Annotated in this window: 14 protein-coding genes; 7 read left to right on the plus strand and 7 right to left on the minus strand. The window is 67.7% G+C overall.

Features of this window, described 5'->3' with window-relative positions; genetic code table 11:
• Nucleotides 1–42: 42 nt before the first annotated feature.
• From AC06FA_RS10245 to AC06FA_RS10260, 4 genes are read right to left on the minus strand one after another with little or no spacing between them, the layout of a single operon-like run.
• A complete protein-coding gene (locus tag AC06FA_RS10245; protein WP_478068192.1) occupies nt 43–1815 on the minus strand; it encodes an ABC transporter transmembrane domain-containing protein in 1773 nt (590 codons plus the stop codon).
• Nucleotides 1808–2404, minus strand: coding sequence for an IMPACT family protein (locus tag AC06FA_RS10250; protein WP_108761790.1), 597 nt, complete (start codon nt 2402–2404; stop codon nt 1808–1810). The genes AC06FA_RS10245 and AC06FA_RS10250 overlap by 8 nt, the downstream gene beginning before the upstream one ends.
• Nucleotides 2405–2438: 34 nt before the next feature.
• Nucleotides 2439–3407 (minus strand): hypothetical protein, encoded by a 969-nt coding sequence (locus AC06FA_RS10255; protein ID WP_478068193.1) that lies wholly within the window; start codon nt 3405–3407, stop codon nt 2439–2441.
• A complete protein-coding gene (locus tag AC06FA_RS10260) occupies nt 3404–3958 on the minus strand; it encodes an RNA polymerase sigma factor (protein ID WP_478068238.1) in 555 nt (184 codons plus the stop codon). Before AC06FA_RS10260 ends, AC06FA_RS10255 begins: the two co-directional genes overlap by 4 nt.
• Before the next feature lie 218 nt (nt 3959–4176).
• On the opposite strand from AC06FA_RS10260, the gene AC06FA_RS10265 reads away from it, so the two are divergent.
• On the plus strand, nt 4177–7023 hold the full coding sequence (locus AC06FA_RS10265) for a bifunctional diguanylate cyclase/phosphodiesterase (RefSeq protein ID WP_478068194.1): 2847 nt from the start codon (nt 4177–4179) through the stop codon (nt 7021–7023).
• 19 nt (nt 7024–7042) lie between these two features.
• On the opposite strand, the gene AC06FA_RS10270 is transcribed toward AC06FA_RS10265, so the two are convergent.
• The gene (locus AC06FA_RS10270; RefSeq protein ID WP_108749348.1) at nt 7043–7636 is read right to left on the minus strand and encodes an LOG family protein; all 594 of its coding nucleotides are present in this window, start codon (nt 7634–7636) and stop codon (nt 7043–7045) included.
• Nucleotides 7637–7877: 241 nt separating this feature from the next.
• A complete protein-coding gene (locus AC06FA_RS10275; RefSeq protein WP_478068195.1) occupies nt 7878–9374 on the minus strand; it encodes an aminotransferase class III-fold pyridoxal phosphate-dependent enzyme in 1497 nt (498 codons plus the stop codon).
• 246 nt (nt 9375–9620) lie between these two features.
• Between AC06FA_RS10275 and queA the strand changes: the two genes are divergently transcribed.
• The 6 genes from queA to fabV all read left to right on the plus strand — a co-directional run bounded on the left by queA (nt 9621) and on the right by fabV (nt 17346).
• The gene (gene queA / locus AC06FA_RS10280; RefSeq protein WP_478068196.1) at nt 9621–10652 is read left to right on the plus strand and encodes a tRNA preQ1(34) S-adenosylmethionine ribosyltransferase-isomerase QueA; all 1032 of its coding nucleotides are present in this window, start codon (nt 9621–9623) and stop codon (nt 10650–10652) included.
• A gap of 123 nt (nt 10653–10775) precedes the next feature.
• On the plus strand, nt 10776–11906 hold the full coding sequence (gene tgt / locus AC06FA_RS10285; RefSeq protein ID WP_478068197.1) for a tRNA guanosine(34) transglycosylase Tgt: 1131 nt from the start codon (nt 10776–10778) through the stop codon (nt 11904–11906).
• Between the two features lie 134 nt (nt 11907–12040).
• A complete protein-coding gene (gene yajC / locus AC06FA_RS10290; protein WP_108749352.1) occupies nt 12041–12385 on the plus strand; it encodes a preprotein translocase subunit YajC in 345 nt (114 codons plus the stop codon).
• Nucleotides 12386–12446: 61 nt separating this feature from the next.
• Nucleotides 12447–14303: a protein translocase subunit SecD gene (gene secD / locus AC06FA_RS10295; RefSeq protein WP_478068198.1), complete on the plus strand. Its 1857-nt coding sequence runs from the start codon at nt 12447–12449 to the stop codon at nt 14301–14303.
• Between the two features lie 16 nt (nt 14304–14319).
• A complete protein-coding gene (gene secF / locus AC06FA_RS10300; protein ID WP_108749354.1) occupies nt 14320–15300 on the plus strand; it encodes a protein translocase subunit SecF in 981 nt (326 codons plus the stop codon).
• Between the two features lie 786 nt (nt 15301–16086).
• A complete protein-coding gene (gene fabV, locus AC06FA_RS10305; protein WP_478068199.1) occupies nt 16087–17346 on the plus strand; it encodes an enoyl-ACP reductase FabV in 1260 nt (419 codons plus the stop codon).
• 38 nt (nt 17347–17384) lie between these two features.
• Here fabV and AC06FA_RS10310 read toward each other — a convergent pair whose 3' ends face one another.
• On the minus strand, nt 17385–19454 hold the full coding sequence (locus tag AC06FA_RS10310) for an EAL domain-containing response regulator (protein ID WP_478068200.1): 2070 nt from the start codon (nt 19452–19454) through the stop codon (nt 17385–17387).
• Nucleotides 19455–19471 lie beyond the last annotated feature (17 nt).

Below are 19471 nucleotides of genomic sequence, written 5' to 3' on the forward strand. Positions count from 1 at the left end.
CTGCGGTGCCAGCGTGGGCCGCCCCGCGTTAGCAGGACGTCATCAATCGATGAACTGCAGGCGCGCCAGTTCAGCATACAGACCGCCTTCGGCCAGCAGCTGTGCATGCGTGCCCTCGGCCACGATGCGGCCATGGTCCATTACCACGATGCGATCGGCCTTCAGCACGGTGGCCAGGCGGTGTGCGATCACCAGCGTGGTGCGTCCGGCCATCAGCCGTTCCAGCGCCTGCTGCACGCCGTGCTCACTCTGTGCGTCCAGGGCACTGGTGGCTTCGTCCAGCAACAGGATCGGCGCGTCCTTCAGCAACGCACGGGCAATCGCCACGCGCTGCTGCTGGCCACCGGAAAGGCGCGCACCGCGCTCGCCCAGTTCGCTGTCGTAGCCCTGCGGCAGGGCGCGCAGGAAGGTGTCAGCCTCGGCGGCGCGGGCGGCATCCTCCACCTCGGCATCGCTGGCCTGCAGGCGGCCGTAACGGATGTTGTCGCGCGCGCTGGCGGCAAACAGCGTGGGCTGCTGCGGCACCAGGGCCAGTTGCGCGCGCAGTGCGGCCGGATCGGCCTCGCGCACGTCGATCCCGTCCACGCACACGCGGCCCTGCTCGGGGTCGTGGAAGCGCAGCAGCATCGACAGCACCGTGCTCTTGCCGGCGCCGGAAGGGCCGACCAGGGCCACGGTTTCGCCAGGACGCACGTGCAGGCTGAAATGCTGCAGTGCTGCCTGGTCGGGGCGCTGCGGGTAGTGGAACACCACATCGTCGAACTGGATCTCGCCGCGCATCGGCTGCGGCAGCGCACGCGGCTGGGCCGGCGCGCGGATTTCGATGTCTTCCTGCAGCAGCTCGCCAATGCGCCCCATGCCACCGGCGGCACGCTGCAGTTCGTTCCAGACTTCGGCCAGCGCACCCACCGAACCGCCGCCGATCAGGGCGTACAGGACGAACTGGCCCAGGGTGCCGGCGCTCAGGCGGCCGGCAATGACATCGTGGGCACCGAGCCACAGCACGCCGACGATGGCACCAAAGACCAGCAGGATGGCGCTGGCGGTGACCAGCGACTGCGCGCCGATGCGCCGCCGTGCGGCGTGGATGGCATCGCCCAGCGCGTGGTCGAAGCGGCCACGCTCGTAGGGTTCGCGCGCATGCGCCTGCACCGTGCGCACCGCGCCCAGTGTTTCGCTGGCCAGGCTGTTGGCGTCGGCAATGCGGTCCTGGCTGTTGCGCGCCACCGTGCGCAGCTTGCGCGCGCCGATGATGATCGGCAGCACCGCCAGCGGAATGCCCAGCAGCGACCACGCCGCCAGGCGCGGGCTGGTGACGAACAGCATGCCCAGGCTGCCGACCACGGTCACGCTGCTGCGCAGGGCGACGGACATGGTGGAGCCGACCACGCTGCGCAGCAGCTCGCTGTCGGCGGTCAGCCGCGAGACCAGTTCGCCGCTGCGGCTGCGGTCGTGGAAGCCGGCGCCCAGCTGGATCAGGTGCGCGTACAGCTTGCTGCGCAGGTCGGCCACCACTTTTTCGCCCAGCAGCGATACGAAGTAGAAGCGTGCGGCGGTGGCCAGGGCCATCACCACGGCCACCAGCATCAACAGCGCGAAGGCGCGGTTGATCTGGCCGCCGCTGCTGAAGCCATGGTCGATCATCTGCTTGACCGCCGGCGGCAGGCTGAGCGTGGCCGCCGAGGAGATCGCCAGCGCCACCAGCCAGGCGCTGAACAGGCCGCGGTGGCGACGCACGAAAGGCCACAGCGTGCGCAGGCTGCCCAGGCGGCGCAGCGGCGGGGTCGAGGCGGTGGCGTCGTCCTTGTCAGTCATGCAGGTCATCGTTGTAGATGCGGATACGATCACGGGTGGCGTCGCGCAGGCGCGTTTTCAATGCTTCCACCTGCTCTGCGGGCAATTCCACCCGCAGCCGCACACCGTGGCTGTCGAACTGTTCATCGCGTTTTTCGGCCCCGTGCGCGGGCAGGGCGGCGTGCAGGGCACCCAGATCCTCGAAGCCGGCGGCCAGTTGCAGCCGTGCCAGTTCCACCAGGGGCTGGCGTGGCGCGGTGCGCAGGCATTCTGCGGCAGTACCGCCATAGGCGCGGACCAGACCACCGGCGCCCAGCTTGATGCCGCCGTACCAGCGCGTGACCACCACCACCACCCGATCAAAGCCCTGGCCATCGATGGCCGCCAGGATCGGCCGACCGGCCGTGCCGGCCGGTTCGCCATCGTCGCTGGAACGGTAATCCTGGCCGTGCCGGTAGGCCCAGCAGTTGTGGGTGGCGTCGGCCACGGCCACCTGCTGCAGGAACGCCAGCGCCGCCGCGGCACCGTCGATGGGCGCGGCATGGGCGGTGAAGCGGCTGTGCTTGATCTCCAGCGTATGGCTGACGGGCTGGGCGAGGGTATCGGGCATTGCACCCATTCTACGGCGTTGCCACCGGCTTGCCTCAGTCGTCCAGCAGCGGGCGCAGATCCTTTGGCAGGCGCGATTCGGGGTACTGCTGCAGATAGCGTTCCAGGCTGATGCGGGCCAGATCGCGCTGGCCGGCATCGCGGCGCTCGCGGATCTTCTGCAGCCATTGCCGGCGTGGCAGCTTGGCATCGGCCAGTACTTCGGCGTGCACGTCCTGTGCGCTCAGCCCGGCATCGCTGGAGCGGCGCAGCATCACTCCGGGCGCGCGCGCGGCCGGCGCACTGGCCGGTGCCGGGCTGGCCTTGAAAGCGGAAGCGGCTTCGCGCTGCTGCGGGCGTGCGGCGGGTGCGGCTTCGGCGGCCACTTCGGCGGTATCGGCCATGGCGGCCGCCGCTGCAGGCGCAGGCGCGGAGTACGCAACCGGGGCAGGCGGTGCCGGCGGGGCGGGCGGCGCAGGTGGCGCCACGACATCGCTGACCACCGGCGCGGCGGCAGGTTGCGGTTCGGGTGCGGCCGGCGCAGGCGCAGGTGCGCGGCGGGACATGACCGGGGCAGGTGCCGCTTCGGCCGGTGCGGGTGCGGATTCGTTCGTCGGCGCAGGTGCGGTGGTGGCGCCGACCGCAGCGGGCTCGGCCACGGGCGCGGGTGCCGCGGCGTCCGCTGCGGCGGTTTCCGGGCGGGCCGGGGCACTGGATTCCATCGGCGGGGGTGACGGCGGTTCCGGGCGCATCTGCCAGGCGATACCGACCGCCAGCACCGTGGATGCGGCGATGCCGAACACGGCCGGCCAGCGCCGGCCAGTGCGTGCGCGCCGGGCCCGATCAATCGGGTGGCTGGCCCCGGCGGCAGCATCCGGCGCCGGGGCCGCGGTGTCGTGCACGGCGGCGCGCGCGGCGGCCAGGATGGTCGCGTCCAGCGATGCCGGCGGCGCCTGCTCGCTGCGACGCCCCAGCAGGCCTGCCAGTGCGCGTTCTTCCGGGGTCAGTGGATCGTCTCGGTTCATGCGCTCAGTCCCGCACGCAGCTTGTCCATCGCATAGCGCAGCCGCGATTTCACGGTTTCCCGGCCAACGCCGGTGATCTGGCCGATCTCCTCCAGGCTCAGTTCCTGTTCCAGCCGCAGCTGCAGCACTTCGCGCTGCTCGGGCGGCAGGTCTTCCATGGCGCGCTGGACGCGCCGGCGCTGCTCGAATTCGGACAGCTCCGCTTCCGGTGTCTGCCCATCTTCCAGCGCCGCCAACCGCAGGTCCGCGTCGGCCGGTGCCGATGGCCGGTGGCGCGCCGCGCGCCAGTGATCGTTCAACCGGTTGTGCGCGATGCGGAACAGCCACGTGCTGAATGCGGCATCGGGCTGCCAGCCCGCCCGCGCACTGATCACCCGTTGCCAGACGTCCTGGAAGATTTCCTCGGCCAGCGCGTTGTCGCGCAGCTGCCGCAGCAGGAAACCGAACAGGCGCTTGCGATGGCGCGCGTACAGGCTTTCGAACGCATGCAGGTCGCCACCGGCCCAGGCCAGCATCAGCGCTTCGTCGGTTGGCAGGGCAGTAGCGTCCACGCCGTACAGGGTAAGCCCTGTAGGCGATGGCGCATAGCCGGTGACGGGCAGGGGCAGGGCGACGTTCAAAGGGCGCGTTACGTTGGAATGTGCACGCAATAACGGCCCGGTCTGCGAATCGGGGTTGGCGGGCTTCCATTGCCCCCCCGGTGGCGCGCTATGCTCGGTGACTCAGGGGAGGCGCTGCGTTGCGGCGCCAAGAGATCGCAATTGTGTCCATGCAAGCCGAACGCGTGCAGCTGCAACCACCACACGAGGCCGTGCTGAGCACGGCGCTGGTGCGCGCGCTGCACGCGCTGCTGCCGGCCGAAGCCTGCGTGCGCGTGGGCTGGGACGACCCGCAGCTGGGGCGTGGCCAGGATGGCTGGCCGGCAGGGGGCGAGGGCGAGGCGTCGCTGTGGCTGGGCCCGTGTGCGGTGGATGGCGGTTGCCAGCAGTGGGACCACGATGGTGCGCAGCTGCGGTTGCAGGTGCAGGGCGCTGCGCCATCGGCTGCCTGGTGGGCCATGGCCCGGCAGGCGATGGAACTGGCGCTGCAGCGCGGCCGCCAGGCCGGGCAGATCCGTGCGCTGGAACAGGCCGAGCGGCTGCAGCAGGCGCTGTTCCAGATTGCCGACCTGGCCGGCGCCGATCTGGAAATGGGCGAAATGCTGCGCCACGTGCACGGCGTGCTGGGGTCGCTGATGTACGCCGAGAACTGCTACATCGTCGAGTATGACGATGTGCGCCGGCAGATCCGCTTCCTGTACTTTGCCGACCAGCTGGACGATTTCGTTGCCGATCCGGCACGCGCCTATGCCACCGACGACATGCCGCACAGCCTGACGGTTGCGCTGCTGCAGCATGGCCGGCCGCTCAGTGGTCCCTCGCGTGCCCTGCTGGCGCAGGTCGGGGGGCTGGAACACGACCCGCAGCGCGGGCCGGAAAGCGAGGACTGGCTGGGCGTGCCGATGCTGCGTGACGGCCGGGTCTGTGGCGCCATCGTGGTGCAGAGCTATGAATCCGGCGCGCGCTATGGCGAGGCCGAGCGTGCGCTGCTGGGCTTTGTCGCCCAGCATGTGCAGACCGCGATGGACCGCCGCCAGGCCCAGGTGCGGCTGGAGCAGCAGGTGGAGCGCCGCACGCTGGAGCTGCAGCGGGCCAATCGCAGCCTGCAGGATGAAGTGGCCGAGCGCCGCCGCGCCGAACAATTGCAGACCGCGCTGTACAACATTGCCGAACTGGCGATGTCCGCCGAGAGCCTGGCGCAGTTCTATGGCCAGGTGCATGGCGTGGTCGGGCGCCTGCTGGATGCGCGCAATTTCTACATCGCGCTGGTCAATGGGCGTGGCGACGGCCTGGACTTTGTCTATTCAGTGGACGAGCACAACGCCAGCCGCGCACCGCGCGCGTTCAGCCGCGGCCTGACCGAGTACGTGGTGCGCCATCGGCGCCCGTTGCTGGCATCGCGGGCGCAGATCGACGCGCTGCTGGAAGCGGGCGAAGTGCGCGAGCACGGCGCGCGTTCGCAGTGCTGGCTGGGCGTGCCGCTGCTGCGCGATGACGAAGTGGTTGGCGCGATCGTGGTGCAGAGCTACAGCGCGCAGATTTCCTTCAGCGTGCATGACCAGCGCCTGTTGACGTTCGTGGCGCAGAACATCGGTACCGGGCTGGCCCGCCAGCGCGACCAGCAGAACCTGCGGCTGGCCCACGCCGAGCTGGAAAAGCGCGTGGAAGAGCGCACCCGCGAGCTGGGCGAGGTGAACGACAAGCTGCTGGGCCAGATTGCCGAACGCCTGCGCGCCGAACAGCGACTGACCCACCAGGCCATGCACGATGCGTTGACCGGCCTGCCCAATCGCCTGCACCTGCTGGATCGGCTGCAGGACGCACTGGCGCGCGCGCGGCGCGAGGGCGGCCCGGTGTTCGCGGTGCTGTTCCTGGACCTGGACCGCTTCAAGCTGGTCAACGACAGCATCGGCCACGCCGCCGGCGACCGCATGCTGGTGGAAGTAGCCAAGCGCATCGTCTCGATGGCCGGTGACAATGACGTGGTGGCGCGGCTGGGCGGCGACGAGTTCGCGGTGCTGCTGGAATGCCCCAGCGGCCTGTCGCAGGCCCTGGATTTCGGCCAGCGGCTGCTGCTGGCGCTGCAGGAATCGGTGTGGATTGCCGGCCGCGAACTGTTCCCCTCGGGCAGCCTGGGCATCGCCCTGTGGAACAACCACTACCGCACCGGTGAAGAACTGCTGCGTGACGCCGACGCGGCCATGTACCGGGCCAAGGCGCAGGGCCATGACCGCTGTGCGATCTTCGACGAAGACATGCGCGAGCAGGCCATGCGCAGCCTGGACCTGGAAGCGGACCTGCGGCGCGCGATCAACAACCGCGATTTCGTGCCGTTCTACCAGCCGATCGTGCGCCTGACCGACGGCGAAGTGGTCGGCCACGAGGCGCTGCTGCGCTGGCAGCACGAGCGCCGTGGGCTGCTGCTGCCCGGCGCGTTCCTGGAGCTGGGTGAGGAAAGCGGCCTGATCGAACAGGTCGACTGGCTGATCTACGAGCAGGTGATCGCCGGCCTGGCCGATGGGGGTCGCGGCTATGTTTCGGTGAACGTGTCACCGCGGCACTTCCGCTCGGCCGATTTCAGTGCGCGTCTGTTTGGGCTGCTGGAAGCCTGCGATGCCGATCCGCGGCGGCTGCGCCTGGAGATCACCGAGGTGGCGCTGCTGGACGACGGTCCGCACACGCTGCGCACGCTGAAAGGCCTGCGTGAGCGCGGCATCCAGGTGCAGCTGGACGATTTCGGCACCGGCTTCTCGGCACTGTCCTACCTGCACCGGTTCCCGATCAGCACGCTGAAGATCGACCAGAGCTTCATTGCCGGTCTGCATGGGCCGGAAGCGCAGAGCACGCGCGCACTGGTGGAAGGCGTGCTGTCACTGGCGCGCACGCTGGGCATTGAAACCATCGGCGAAGGCATCGAGACCGAGCCGCAGCGGCAGAGCCTGCTGGAGCTGGGCTGCGATTACGGCCAGGGCTACCTGCTGGGGCGCCCGGCGCCGTGGACGCGCGCGGTGGCCTGAGCCGCCGCGCGCGGGTGCATCAACGCAGCGCGGCGCGGCGCTTTTCGTCGATCCACTTCGAGGCCTGGGCCGGCTGGTAGTTCTTCATCCAGACCAGCATTTCCTCGATGTCCGAGCCATACCAGAGGTCCTGGCGCTGCTCCGGGTGCAGGAAGCGCTCTTCGACCATGCGATCGATCATGCCGATCAGCGGCGCGTAGAAGCCGTCCACGTCCAGGAAGGCGCAGGGCTTGTTGCCGATGCCCAGCTGGCGCCAGGTCAGCATTTCGAAGATTTCTTCCATGGTGCCGAAGCCGCCGGGCAGGGCGACGAAGCCATCGGACAGATCGAACATGCGCGACTTGCGCTCGTGCATGGAACCGACGATTTCCAGTTCGGTCAGGCCGCGGTGGGCTACTTCCCAGTCGGCCAGCTGGCGCGGGATCACCCCGGTCACTTCGCCGCCAGCGGCCAGCACCGCATTGGCCACGGTGCCCATCAGGCCGACGTTGCCGCCGCCATACACCAGGCGCATGCCGTCACGGGCGATGCGGTCGCCCAGCGCGATGGCGCGTTCGGTATAGGCCGGCTTGCTGCCGGCGTTGGAGCCACAGTAGACGCAGATCGACTTCATGGTGTGCCTGTCTCTTGATGCGGAAACGAAAACGCCCCGCCGGCAGCCGGATCAGCGGCTGCGGGCGGGGTGTGCAGGGAGTATGAGGCCTTGGGCCGGGTTCTGCCCGACTGCGCGCTGTCCGTCCTGCTGCGTAGAGTCGAGCATGCTCGACTGGCCCTTTGTAGAGTCGAGCCATGCTCGACTGGGCCGTTGCCAGGATCCGAACGAAGCGCAGTCGAGCATGGCTCGACGCTACATATCAGGCGGCGGCGGCCTGCTGGCGGCGCGGGCCTTCACGCAATGCACGGCCGACCATGCCCACCAGCAGGTCCAGCTCGTCGCTGTCCATGCCGAAGTGCGGGGTGAAGCGCAGCGAGTTCTCGCCACCGTGGATCACGTTGATGCCGTGCTGGCGCAGCCATTCCTCGGTGGACTGGGCGCCATAGCACTTGAACTGCGGGGCCAGCTCGCACGAGAACAGCAGGCCGGTGCCCTGCACCTTGGTGATCAGACCGCCCAGCTCGTTCTTCAGCTGCTCCAGCTTGCGCACGGCCTCGGCGCCGCGCTCGGCGATGTTGGCGCGCACCTGCGGGGTCAGCTGGGCCAGGGTGGCGCAGGCCACATCCAGCGCCCGCGGGTTGCTGGTCATGGTGTTGCCGTAGATGCCCTTGCGGTACAGCTGGGCGGCATGTTCGGTCACCGCCAGCACCGACAGCGGGTACTGGGCCGCGTTCAGGGCCTTGGAATAGGTTTCCATGTCCGGCGGGTCCAGGCCTTCGAAGCCGGGGTAATCGACCACCGACAGCACCCCGTGCGCACGCAGGCCGGCCTGGATCGAATCGAGCAGCAGCAGGCTGCCGTGGGCACGGGTCAGTTCGCGGGCCAGGGCATAGAAGGCCGGCGGCACCGAGCGGCCCGGGTCGCCTTCACCCATCACCGGTTCCAGGAACACCGCTTCGATGAACCACTGGTTGCGCGCGGCATCGTCGAAGACCTGGCGCAGGGCGGCCTCGTCATAGGGCGCCACGGTGATCACCGAGTCCTCGCCGCGGTAGCTGGCCAGGTGCTGCAGGTAGGTCTTGCGGCTGGAATCGGAATACAGCGCCGGGCGATCGGTGCGCCCGTGGAAGCTGCCCTTGATCACCACCCGCTTGATGGCGGCGCCGGCATGGCGCGCACCCGGATCGGTCTGCAGCTTGGCGTTCACATCGGCGATGCGCGCGGCCAGGCCGACCGCTTCGGAGCCGGAGTTCAGGCACATGAAACGGGCATACGGGCAGCCGCCGCGGCGGTGGCCGACTTCGGCGCGCAGGGCGGTGATGAAGCGCTGCTGCGACAGGCTGGGGGTCATGATGTTGGCCATCACCTGCGGCCGGGCCATCGCTTCGAGCACGGCATCGGGGGTGTGGCCGAAGCCGAGCATGCCGTAGCCACCGGCGTCGTACAGCACCGCGCCCTTCAGGGTGACCACCCACGGGCCGCGTGCGGCCAGCGCCACGTACGGGGTCACCGCATCATCTGCATAGAAGTTCACGAAGCCGTCCTGCATGGCCTCGATCTGGGCCTGCTCGTCCTGGGCCAGCAGCGGCCCCAGTTCGCCCTGCACGCGCGCGAACTCCGCGGCGGCGGCGTCCACCGCGGCGACCAGCTGCGGGTGGCGGTCGGCCAGGGCGGTCAGGGTGGCATCGTCCAGACCGGTGGTCAGGCGGGTGCCGGGCTGGGTGCGCAGGGGGGCAAGACGTTCGATGAAGCTCATTGCAGATCTCCTGAAACGATGGTTCACACGGGCCTGAAAATGCAGAACGCGCGTCATCACGCGCGCTTTGGGGCAGGCTCGTGCAGCGGACTTCCTACCTGATGCTAGCACTTGTTTTTTTGCGCGATAACCCCGCAGAAACCTGCTGCATAGCAGCATAATGCCCGACGTTCGCCACGATGCACGCTGGCTGGTGGGCGCTGGACGTACAATGCGCGCCATTGTCGACCTGATGCCGCCACCGCCTTGAAGAAGTCCGATTTCCATTACGACCTGCCGGCCGAACTGATTGCCCAGGCGCCGCTGGCCGAGCGTTCGGCCAGCCGCCTGATGGTGGTGCCGCCGGCCCCCGCCGCCTTCACTGACGTGCAGGTGCGCGATCTGCCCTCGCTGCTGCAGCCGGGCGATCTGCTGGTGTTCAACGATACCCGGGTCATCCCGGCCCGCCTGTTCGGGCAGAAGGCCAGTGGCGGGCGCGTGGAGATCCTGATCGAGCGCCTGCTGGGCGGTCAGCAGGTGCGGGCCCAGGTGGGCGCCAGCAAGTCGCCCAAGGCCGGCAGCCGCATCGCTCTGGATGCCGGTGGCGAGGCCGAAGTACTGGGCCGTGACGGCGAGTTCTACCTGCTGCAGTTCCATGTGCCCGAGTCGCTGGAGCAGTGGCTGCTGCATGCCGGCCGGTTGCCGCTGCCGCCGTACATCCAGCGCGAGCCGGGGCAGGATGACCGCGAGCGCTACCAGACCGTGTTCGCCCGCGAAGTGGGTGCTGTGGCGGCACCGACCGCCGGCCTGCATTTCGATGAGGCTTTGCTGGCGGCGCTGAAGGACAAGGGCGTGGCGTTCGGTCACGTGACCCTGCACGTGGGTGCGGGCACCTTCCAGCCGGTGCGCGTGGATGACCTGAAGGACCACGTGATGCACCGCGAGTGGCTGAACGTGGGCGCTGAACTGGTGCAGGAGGTGCGGCGTACGCGCGAGGCCGGCGGGCGGGTGATCGGCGTGGGCACGACCGTGGTGCGCGCGCTGGAAAGCGCCATGCGCGACGGCGAACTGCTGCCGTTCGCCGGCGAGACCCAGATCTTCATCACCCCGGGTTACCGCATCCGCAGCGTCGATGCGATGGTGACCAACTTCCACCTGCCCGAAAGCACGCTGCTGATGATGATTTCGGCCTTCGCCGGCCGCGAGCGGGTGTTCCAGGCCTACCAGCACGCGATCGAGCAGCGTTACCGCTTCTTCAGCTACGGCGACGCGATGCTGCTGTTCCCGCAGGAACAATAACGGTAGCGCCGGGCCATGCCCGGCGGGACGGGGCGGTGCAACGGTCGCCGGGCATGGCCCGGCGCTACCGGCATCGGCCGCTTTGGGAGACAATAGGCAACTATTTGCCCGAATGACCGCTCCATGTCCCGATTGCAGTTCCAGCTCCAGACCCGTGACGGCCGTGCCCGCCGCGGCCGCCTGACCTTCCCGCGTGGCACGGTGGAAACGCCGGCCTTCATGCCGGTGGGGACCTATGGCTCGGTCAAGGGCATCCTGCCGGACCAGGTGCGCGCGCTGGGCGCGGAAATCATCCTGGGCAACACCTTCCATCTGTACCTGCGCCCGGGCCTGGACATCATCGCCGACCACGGCGGCCTGCACGGCTTCTGCCGCTGGGATGGCCCGATCCTGACCGATTCGGGTGGCTTCCAGGTGTTCTCGCTGGCCCACCGCCGCAAGATCACCGAGCAGGGCGTGACCTTCGCCTCGCCCACCGACGGCGCCCGCGTGTTCCTGGGCCCGGAAGAGAGCATGAAGATCCAGAAGGTGCTCGATTCGGACGTGGTGATGATCTTCGACGAGTGCACGCCGTACCCGGCCACCGAAGAGGTGGCGCGCCGTTCGATGGAGCTGAGCCTGCGCTGGGCCCAGCGCAGTCGCAACGCCCATGACGAGCTGGGCAACGACGCGGCCCTGTTCGGCATCGTGCAGGGTGGGGTGCATACCGACCTGCGCAGCCGTTCGGCCGACGCCCTGCAGGCCATCGGCTTCGACGGTTACGCCATTGGCGGCCTGGCCGTGGGCGAGCCGGAAGACGAGCGCAACGCCATGCTGGACCACCTGGACCCGGAGCTGCCCAGCGACCGCCCGCGATACCTGATGGGCGTGGGCCGACCGGAAGACCTGGTGGAAGGCGTGGCCCGCGGCGTGGACATGTTCGATTGCGTGATGCCGACCCGCAACGCCCGCAACGGCCACTATTTCACCTCGTTCGGCACCGTTCGCATCCGCAATTCGCAGTACGCCCGCGACATGGACCCGATCGAGCCGGGCTGCGGCTGCGTGGCCTGCACCGGCGGCTACACCCGCTCGTACCTGCGCCACCTGGACCGCTGCAACGAGATGCTGGCGCCCATGCTGGGCACCCTGCACAACCTGTTCTATTACGAAAAACTGATGGCCGACATCCGCGCGTCCATCGAGGCGGGAACCTTCCAGGCCTTCCGCGAGTCCTTCTATGCGGCCCGTGGGGCGGTTGCGCCCCCGCTGTAACCCCGTGGTACCCCTGCCGAACGGCCCAAGGACGAACGTCCGGGGCCGTGGCATACTTCAAGGCTGACCCAGATCCGCGGTCGACACCCCCGCCCGTGAACGAGCGGGAGCGCCGCCCAACCAAAGGACCAACGATGAACCTGCTTGCCTTCCTGATTCCCGCCGCCCACGCCCAGGCCGCCGGCGGCCAACCGCAGGGCATGGGCCTGACCACGCTGCTGTTCCCGATCATCCTGATCGCCATCATGTACTTCCTGATGATCCGCCCGCAGATGAAGCGGCAGAAGGAGCACAAGGCCATGCTGGAAAAGATCAAGCGTGGCGACGAAGTGCTGACCAATGGCGGCATCGCCGGCGTGGTCACCGACATCGGCGACAACTTCATCACCATCGAAGTGGCTGACAACGTGCGCATCCGCGTGCAGAAGGGCGCTGTCGGCAACGTGCTGCCGGCCGGTACCCTGAACTCGGCCAAGTAAGCCACTCCCTTTCCGATGCACAACCGCGGCGCCGGGGATGGCGCCGCGCGGGACCCAAGCAATGCTCGAATTTCCACGCTGGAAGTACGTCGTCATCCTGATCGTACTGGCGCTCAGCACCCTGTACGCGCTGCCCAACATCTACCAGAAGGACCCGGCCATCCAGATCACCGCCAACCGTGGCGGGCAGATCGACGATGCGCTGCGCGACCGTGTGCTGGCCGACCTGAAGAAGGCCGGCATCAACACGATCGGCGCGGAGAAGGAAGGGGAAAGCCTGATCGTCCGCCTGCCGGACCTGAAGACGCAGTCGGCCGCCAGCGATGCGCTGCGCGACAGCGTGGGCGAAAACTACACCGTGGCCCTGAACCTGGCCTCCACCGTGCCGGACTGGCTGGCCAACCTGGGCGGTCGCCCGATGGTGCTGGGCCTGGACCTGCAGGGTGGCGTGCACTTCGTGCTGCAGGTCGACCAGAAGGCCGCGCTGGAAAAGCGCCTGGATGCCTATACCGAAGACGTGCGCAGCACCCTGCGTGATGCGCGCATCGCCTACCAGTCGGTGGAACGCCGCGCCGACAACACCATCGTGGCCAACCTGAGCCCGTCGGCCGGTGCCGATGCGGCCAGCCGTGCCCGCGTGGCGCTGGGCACGGCGCAGCCGACCCTGGGCTATGACGTGTCGGGCAACCGCATCACCGTGACCGTGCCGGAAGCGGAGATCACCCAGATTGCCAACGGCGCGATCGAGCAGAACATCAACACCCTGCGCAACCGCGTGAACCAGCTGGGCGTGGCCGAGCCGATCATCCAGCGCCAGGGTGCCGACCGCGTGGTCGTGCAGCTGCCCGGCGTGCAGGACACCGCCGAAGCCAAGCGCATGATCGGTGCCACCGCCACCCTGGAATACCGTGCGGTGGTGGAAGGCAACGCGCAGGACGCCATCGCGTCGGGCCGCATCCCGCCGGAAGCCAAGGTCTACCAGCAGCGTGACGGCCGCGGCCCGATCCTGCTGAACAAGCGTGTGATCGTCACCGGCGACCAGATGGTGGCCGCGCAGGCGGTGACCGATTCGAACAGCGGTTCGCCGGCGGTCAGCGTGACGCTGAACAATGTCGGCGGCCAGCGCATGTTCGATTTCACCAGCGCCAACGTGAACAAGCCGATGGCCGTGGTCTACACCGAGCGCGTGCCGACGGTGACCGTGGTCGACGGCCAGGAAGTGCGTGGCTTCAAGGTCAACGAGGAAGTGATCTCGGTGGCCAACATCAACGGCGTGTTCGGCAAGAACTTCCAGACCACCGGTCTGCAGAAGAAGGAAGCCGAGGACCTGGCCAAGCTGCTGAAGTCGGGCTCGCTGGCTGCGCCGATGGACTTCGTGGAAGAGCGCGTGGTCGGCCCCAGCCTGGGCGCCGAGAACGTGAAGAACGGTATCACCGCGGTGGTCTACGCCTTCCTGTTCACCCTGGTGTTCTTCAGCATCTACTACCGCGTGTTCGGTCTGATCACCTCCATCGCGATGCTGTTCAACCTGCTGATCGTGGTGGCGGTGATGTCGCTGTTCGGTGCCACCATGACCCTGCCGGGCTTTGCCGGTCTGGCGTTGTCGGTGGGCCTGTCGGTGGACGCCAACGTGCTGATCAACGAGCGCATCCGCGAGGAACTGCGTGCCGGCGTGCCGGGCAAGACCGCCATCGTGACCGGTTACGACCGCGCCTCGGGCACCATCCTGGACGCCAACCTGACCGGCCTGATCGTGGGCGTGGCCCTGTTCGCCTTCGGCACCGGCCCGCTGAAGGGCTTCGCGCTGACCATGATCATCGGTATTTTCGCCTCCATGTTCACCGCGATCACCGTGTCGCGCGCGCTGGCGACGCTGATCTACGGCGGTCGCAAGAAGCTCCAGAACGTGGCCATCTGACGGGACGACACGCACAATGAAACTGTTTCCGCTGCACATCCTCCCGAACGACACCAAGATCGATTTCATGCGGTGGCGCCATGTCGCCATGGTGGTCACGATCGCCGTGTTCATTGCCTCGATTGCCATCATCGGCGTGAAGGGCTTCAACTACGCGCTGGACTTCACTGGCGGCACCCTGATCGAAGCCCGCTTCGACAAAGCGGTGGACGTCGAGGACGTCCGTACCAAGCTGGAGCAGAACGGCTTCGACGGCGCACAGGTGCAGAGCGTGGGTGGCAACACCGACCTTCTGATCCGCTTGGCCCCGCACGGCGAGCACGCTCCGGGCACCGGTGGCGCGTCGGCTGAAGACAAGGCCACCGCGGCCGCCGTGGTCAAGGCGGTCTCTTCGGCCGACAACCAGGCCACCGTGCTGCGCAATGAATTTGTCGGTCCGCAGATCGGCAAGGACCTGGCGATGAATGGCCTGTATGCCACCATCTTCATGCTGGCCGGCTTCCTGATCTACATCGCCGTGCGCTTCGAGTGGAAGTTCGCCGTCACCGCCAGCATCGTGGCGCTGTTCGACCTGCTGGTCACCGTGGCCTACGTCTCGCTGCTGGGTCGCGAGTTCGACCTGACGGTGCTGGCCGGTCTGCTGTCGGTGATGGGTTTTGCGATCAACGACATCATCGTGGTGTTCGACCGCGTGCGAGAGAACTTCCGCAGCCTGCGCGTGGAGCCGATGGAAGTGCTGAACCGTTCGATCAACCAGACGCTGTCGCGTACGGTGATCACGGCGGTGATGTTCTTCCTGTCCGCCCTTGCCCTGTACCTGTACGGTGGCAGCTCGATGGAAGGCCTGGCCGAGACGCACATGATCGGTGCGGTGATCGTGGTGCTGTCCTCGATCCTGGTGGCCGTGCCGATGCTGACGATCGGCTTCCTGCGCGTGAGCAAGCAGGACCTGCTGCCCAAGGCCAAGGACATCGAAGCCCTGGAGCGTCGCCCGTAATCCTTGCGGCACGCAGCACACAGAGAACCCCGCGCAAGCGGGGTTTTTTGTGGGCAGGGCTTGCAGCCCTGCACCTGCTTGGAGCAACGGCAACGGCAAAAGCGGGGTGTCCGTGGGATGGCGGGGCGGTGTGGGTGGGCAGGACACGCCGCAAGTACGTCCCTGTAGGCTCGTAGGCGCCATCCATGGCGCCTGCGGTCCTGCCCACCCACACCGCCCCACCTCTGATAGGTTCACGCGGCTGTTGGTAGGTGTCGACCTTGGTCGACACATCGTTCAGATATCGAATGAATCGTCCACGCATGGCGTGGCTCTACTGTGTCGACCAAGGTCGACACCTACCAGAGCAGAGCGCTGCTCCGACAGGTTGTTGGTAGGTGTCGACCTTGGTCGACACATCTGTCAGATATCGAAATCCACCTGGGGTCAGAGCCCGTTGCGGAGCAACGGGATCCGACCCCGTGCTGTTCTGACAGATCGCAGGAAACTGTCGAAGGCGGGGTGGGGCCGGTTGCGGGGGTGTCCGCGGCATGGATGCCGCGGCCAAGCCTACACGGACGTACTTGCGGCGTCCCCCGCAACCGGACCCGCCCCGCCAATCCTCAGGAACCGGCTTTGGCTGTTGCCTCGGCTCTGGCAATTGCTTCGGCAGGTGCAGGGCTGCAAGCCCTGCAAAAGAGAAACCCCACCCTACGCCTGCGTCGGTTGTGCAATCGCCCCCCGCGCACTACGATCCTGCGGTTCGCGTGCGCCCGCGTGCGCCGCATCTGCCAACCCGAGGTATCCATGGTCATCAAACCGCGCGTCCGCGGCTTCATCTGCGTCACCACCCATCCGACCGGCTGCGAGGCCGCGGTCAAGCAGCAGATCGACTACATCCGCGCCCGTCCGCCCATCCAGAACGGTCCCAAGCGCGTGCTGGTCATCGGTGCGTCGACCGGCTACGGCCTGGCCGCGCGCATCACCGCTGCCTTCGGTAGTGGCGCTGCAACCCTGGGTATCTTCTTCGAGCGCGCCGGCAGCGAAACCAAGCCGGGCACCGCGGGCTGGTACAACTCGGCCGCCTTCCACAAGTACGCCGACGAAGCCGGCCTGTACGCCAAGAGCATCAACGGCGATGCCTTCTCCGATGAGGTGAAGGCCAAGACCATCGAGATGATCAAGGCCGATCTGGGCCAGGTCGACCAGGTGGTCTACAGCCTGGCTGCGCCGCGCCGCAAGCACCCCAAGACCGGTGAGATCATCAGCTCCACGCTGAAGCCGATCGGTGAACAGATCACCCTGCGTGGCCTGGACACCGACAAGGAAGTGATCACCGAAACCACCCTGCAGCCGGCCACCCCGGAAGAAATCGCCGGCACCGTAGCGGTGATGGGCGGCGAAGACTGGCAGATGTGGATCGACGCGCTGGCCGATGCCGGCGTGCTGGCCGAGGGCTGCACCACCACCGCCTTCACCTACGTGGGCGAGGAGATCACCCAGGCCATCTACTGGAACGGCTCCATTGGCGCGGCCAAGAAGGACCTGGACAACAAGGTGCTGGGCCTGCGCGAAACGCTGGCAAAGATCGGTGGCGACGCACGCGTGTCGGTCCTCAAGGCGGTGGTCACCCAGGCCAGCTCGGCCATTCCGACCATGCCGCTGTACCTGTCGCTGCTGTTCAAGGTGATGAAGGCACAGGGCACGCACGAGGGCTGCATCGAGCAGCTTGATGTGCTGTACGACATCCTGTACGGCGGCAAGGCCGACGGCGTGGCCGTCGATCGCCTGCGCCACGATCTGGTCGATGACCAGGGTCGCACGGTTGCGCTGGTGGACGAGGAAGGCCGCCTGCGCGCCGACTACAAGGAAATGGCGCCGGAAGTGCAGGGCAAGGTGCTGGAGCTGTGGCCGCAGGTGACCAACGAGAACCTGTACGAGATCAGCGATCTGGCCGGCTACAAGGCCGATTTCCTGCGCCTGTTCGGTTTCGGCGTGGAAGGCGTGGACTACGAGGCCGACGTCAATCCGGACGTGAAGATCGCCAATCTGGTCGATCTGACCTGAGATCAATGGCAGCGCCGGGCCAGGCCCGGCGCTGCTGCTCAACCGAACTCGAAGTTCATCACCGGCAGGGCAGGGCCGACGAAGTCACCCTGCACGTAGTCCACGCCTGCACTGAACAGCAGGGTCATGGAGTTGGCGTCGCTGACGAATTCGGCGACGGTGCGGATGCCGGCTTCCTGCGCGCGCGCCGTGATCTGGCTGATCAGGTCGATGTTCTCGCGGGTCGACACCAGGTCGCTGGTGAAGCTGCGGTCGAGCTTCAGCACCTGCGGCTGGAAGTGCGCCAGCAGCTGGAACGAATCCAGCCCCGAGCCGAACTGCTCCAGGCCGATACGGCAGCCCAGCGGCGCGACGGCCGCCAGGAACTGCTGCGCGGCGCGCAGATGGGTGAACACCTTGGCTTCGGGGGCATGCAGCCACAGGCGCTCGCCGGGCACGCCGTGTGCCTGCAGTTCCTGGCGCAGGGTGGCGATCATCTTCGGATCGTCGAACGATTCCGGGGTGACCTTCACCAGCATCTGCGTGGCATGGCCCTCGCGTGCGCGCGCGCCAAGCACGCTGATCGCGCGCGCCACCACCCAGCGGTTGATGTCTGCCAGCAGGCCGTGTTCCTCGGCAATGCCCAGGAAGGCGGTGGGGCTGAGCAGTTCGCCGTTGTGTTCCAGGCGCAGGTAGGCCTCATACAGCTCGTGTGGCTCGCCCTGCAGGTTCAACACCGGCTGGTAGTGCAGCTGGAAGCCATCACCGGCCAGGGCTTCGCGGATGCGCGCCACCCAGCGCTGCACGCGTTCTTCTTCGACGCGGTCAGCGGCGGCCGGGTCGAAGATGCGGCAGGTGTTGCCAAGCGCTGCGGCGGCCTGGGTGCATTCGCTGGCGCGGGCCAGCACCTGGCCGATGCTGGCGATCTTCTCGCCCACCTGTACGCCGCCCACGCTGACGGTGACCGTGGCCGAGCGCGCGCCGATGCTGAACACATGCGCGGCATACGCGGCACGGATGCGTTCTGCCAGGGCCTCGGTCTGTGCGTAGGGGCCTGCCTGAAGCACCGCGAAACTGTGCTCGCCGAAGCGTGCCAGCTGGGCCTGGTCACCCACCACCTCGGCCAGCAGTGCCGCCAGGGCGCCGATCAGGGTGTCGGCCGAGTCCAGGCCGATATCGGGGATCAGCCGCGCGTAATGGTCCGGCTCGACCAGCAGCAGGCCGAACTGGCCTTCGCTGCGGCCGGCCTGGGCCACCGCGTCTTCCACCTGCAGCATGAAGGTGGGGCGGTTCAGCAGCCCGGTCACCTGGTCACGCTGGCGCAGGTCTTCCACTTCGCGCGCCAGTTCGGTGTCCAGCTCCAGGCGGCGGCGGAACACCACCTGCAGGCAGGCCTCGCCCTCGTAGGTGGCGGCGGTGAACTCCATCGTGGCCGGGAACACGCTGCCGTCCTGGTGGCGGGCATCGAGCTGGTACTGCGGTGGCGGCGCCTCGCCGCGGCTGAGTGACTTCAGCAGCTGCTTGAAGCCGTCCACGTGCTGGGTGGCCACCATGTCCAGCAGCGAGATGCCTTCGATGTCGTCGAATTCGTCGTAGCCGAACATGCCCAGGTAGGCGTCGTTGGCACGGATGTGCATGCCTTCATGCACATAGGCGATGGGGTCGCGGGAAGAGGCGATGAGCGCATCGCAGCGGCGTTCGGTCTCGCGCATCTGCGCTTCGATGCGGCGCAGGCCGCGCCGTGCCTGCAGGTCCACCCACTGGTCGCGTACCACGGCCAGCAGGTGCTCGTTGCGCTGGCGCAGGGCCAGGGCGCGCACGCCGTTGCTGCTGGCCTGCACCAGTTCGTCTTCGTCGATGCGGTCGGCCAGCAGCACCAGCGGAATGTCCTTGCCGCTGGCGGCGATGTGCTGGGCCACCAAGGGCAGCGGAATGCCCTGCGAGGGGGAGGCCAGCACCAGATCGATGGCCTGGCTGGCCAGCACCTGCGACAGTTCGGCCGAATCCTGCGGGCGCCACGGGCGCACCGCGATGCCGCTGTTGCGCAGGGCGCTGACGATGGCTTCTGCGTTCTCGCCGCTGTCGTCCACGATCAGCAGGCGGATGGTGATGTCGTTCGCGTTCTGCATGCACTGCTCCCCAATCT

Source organism: Stenotrophomonas sp. Steno-C17 (assembly GCF_056393165.1).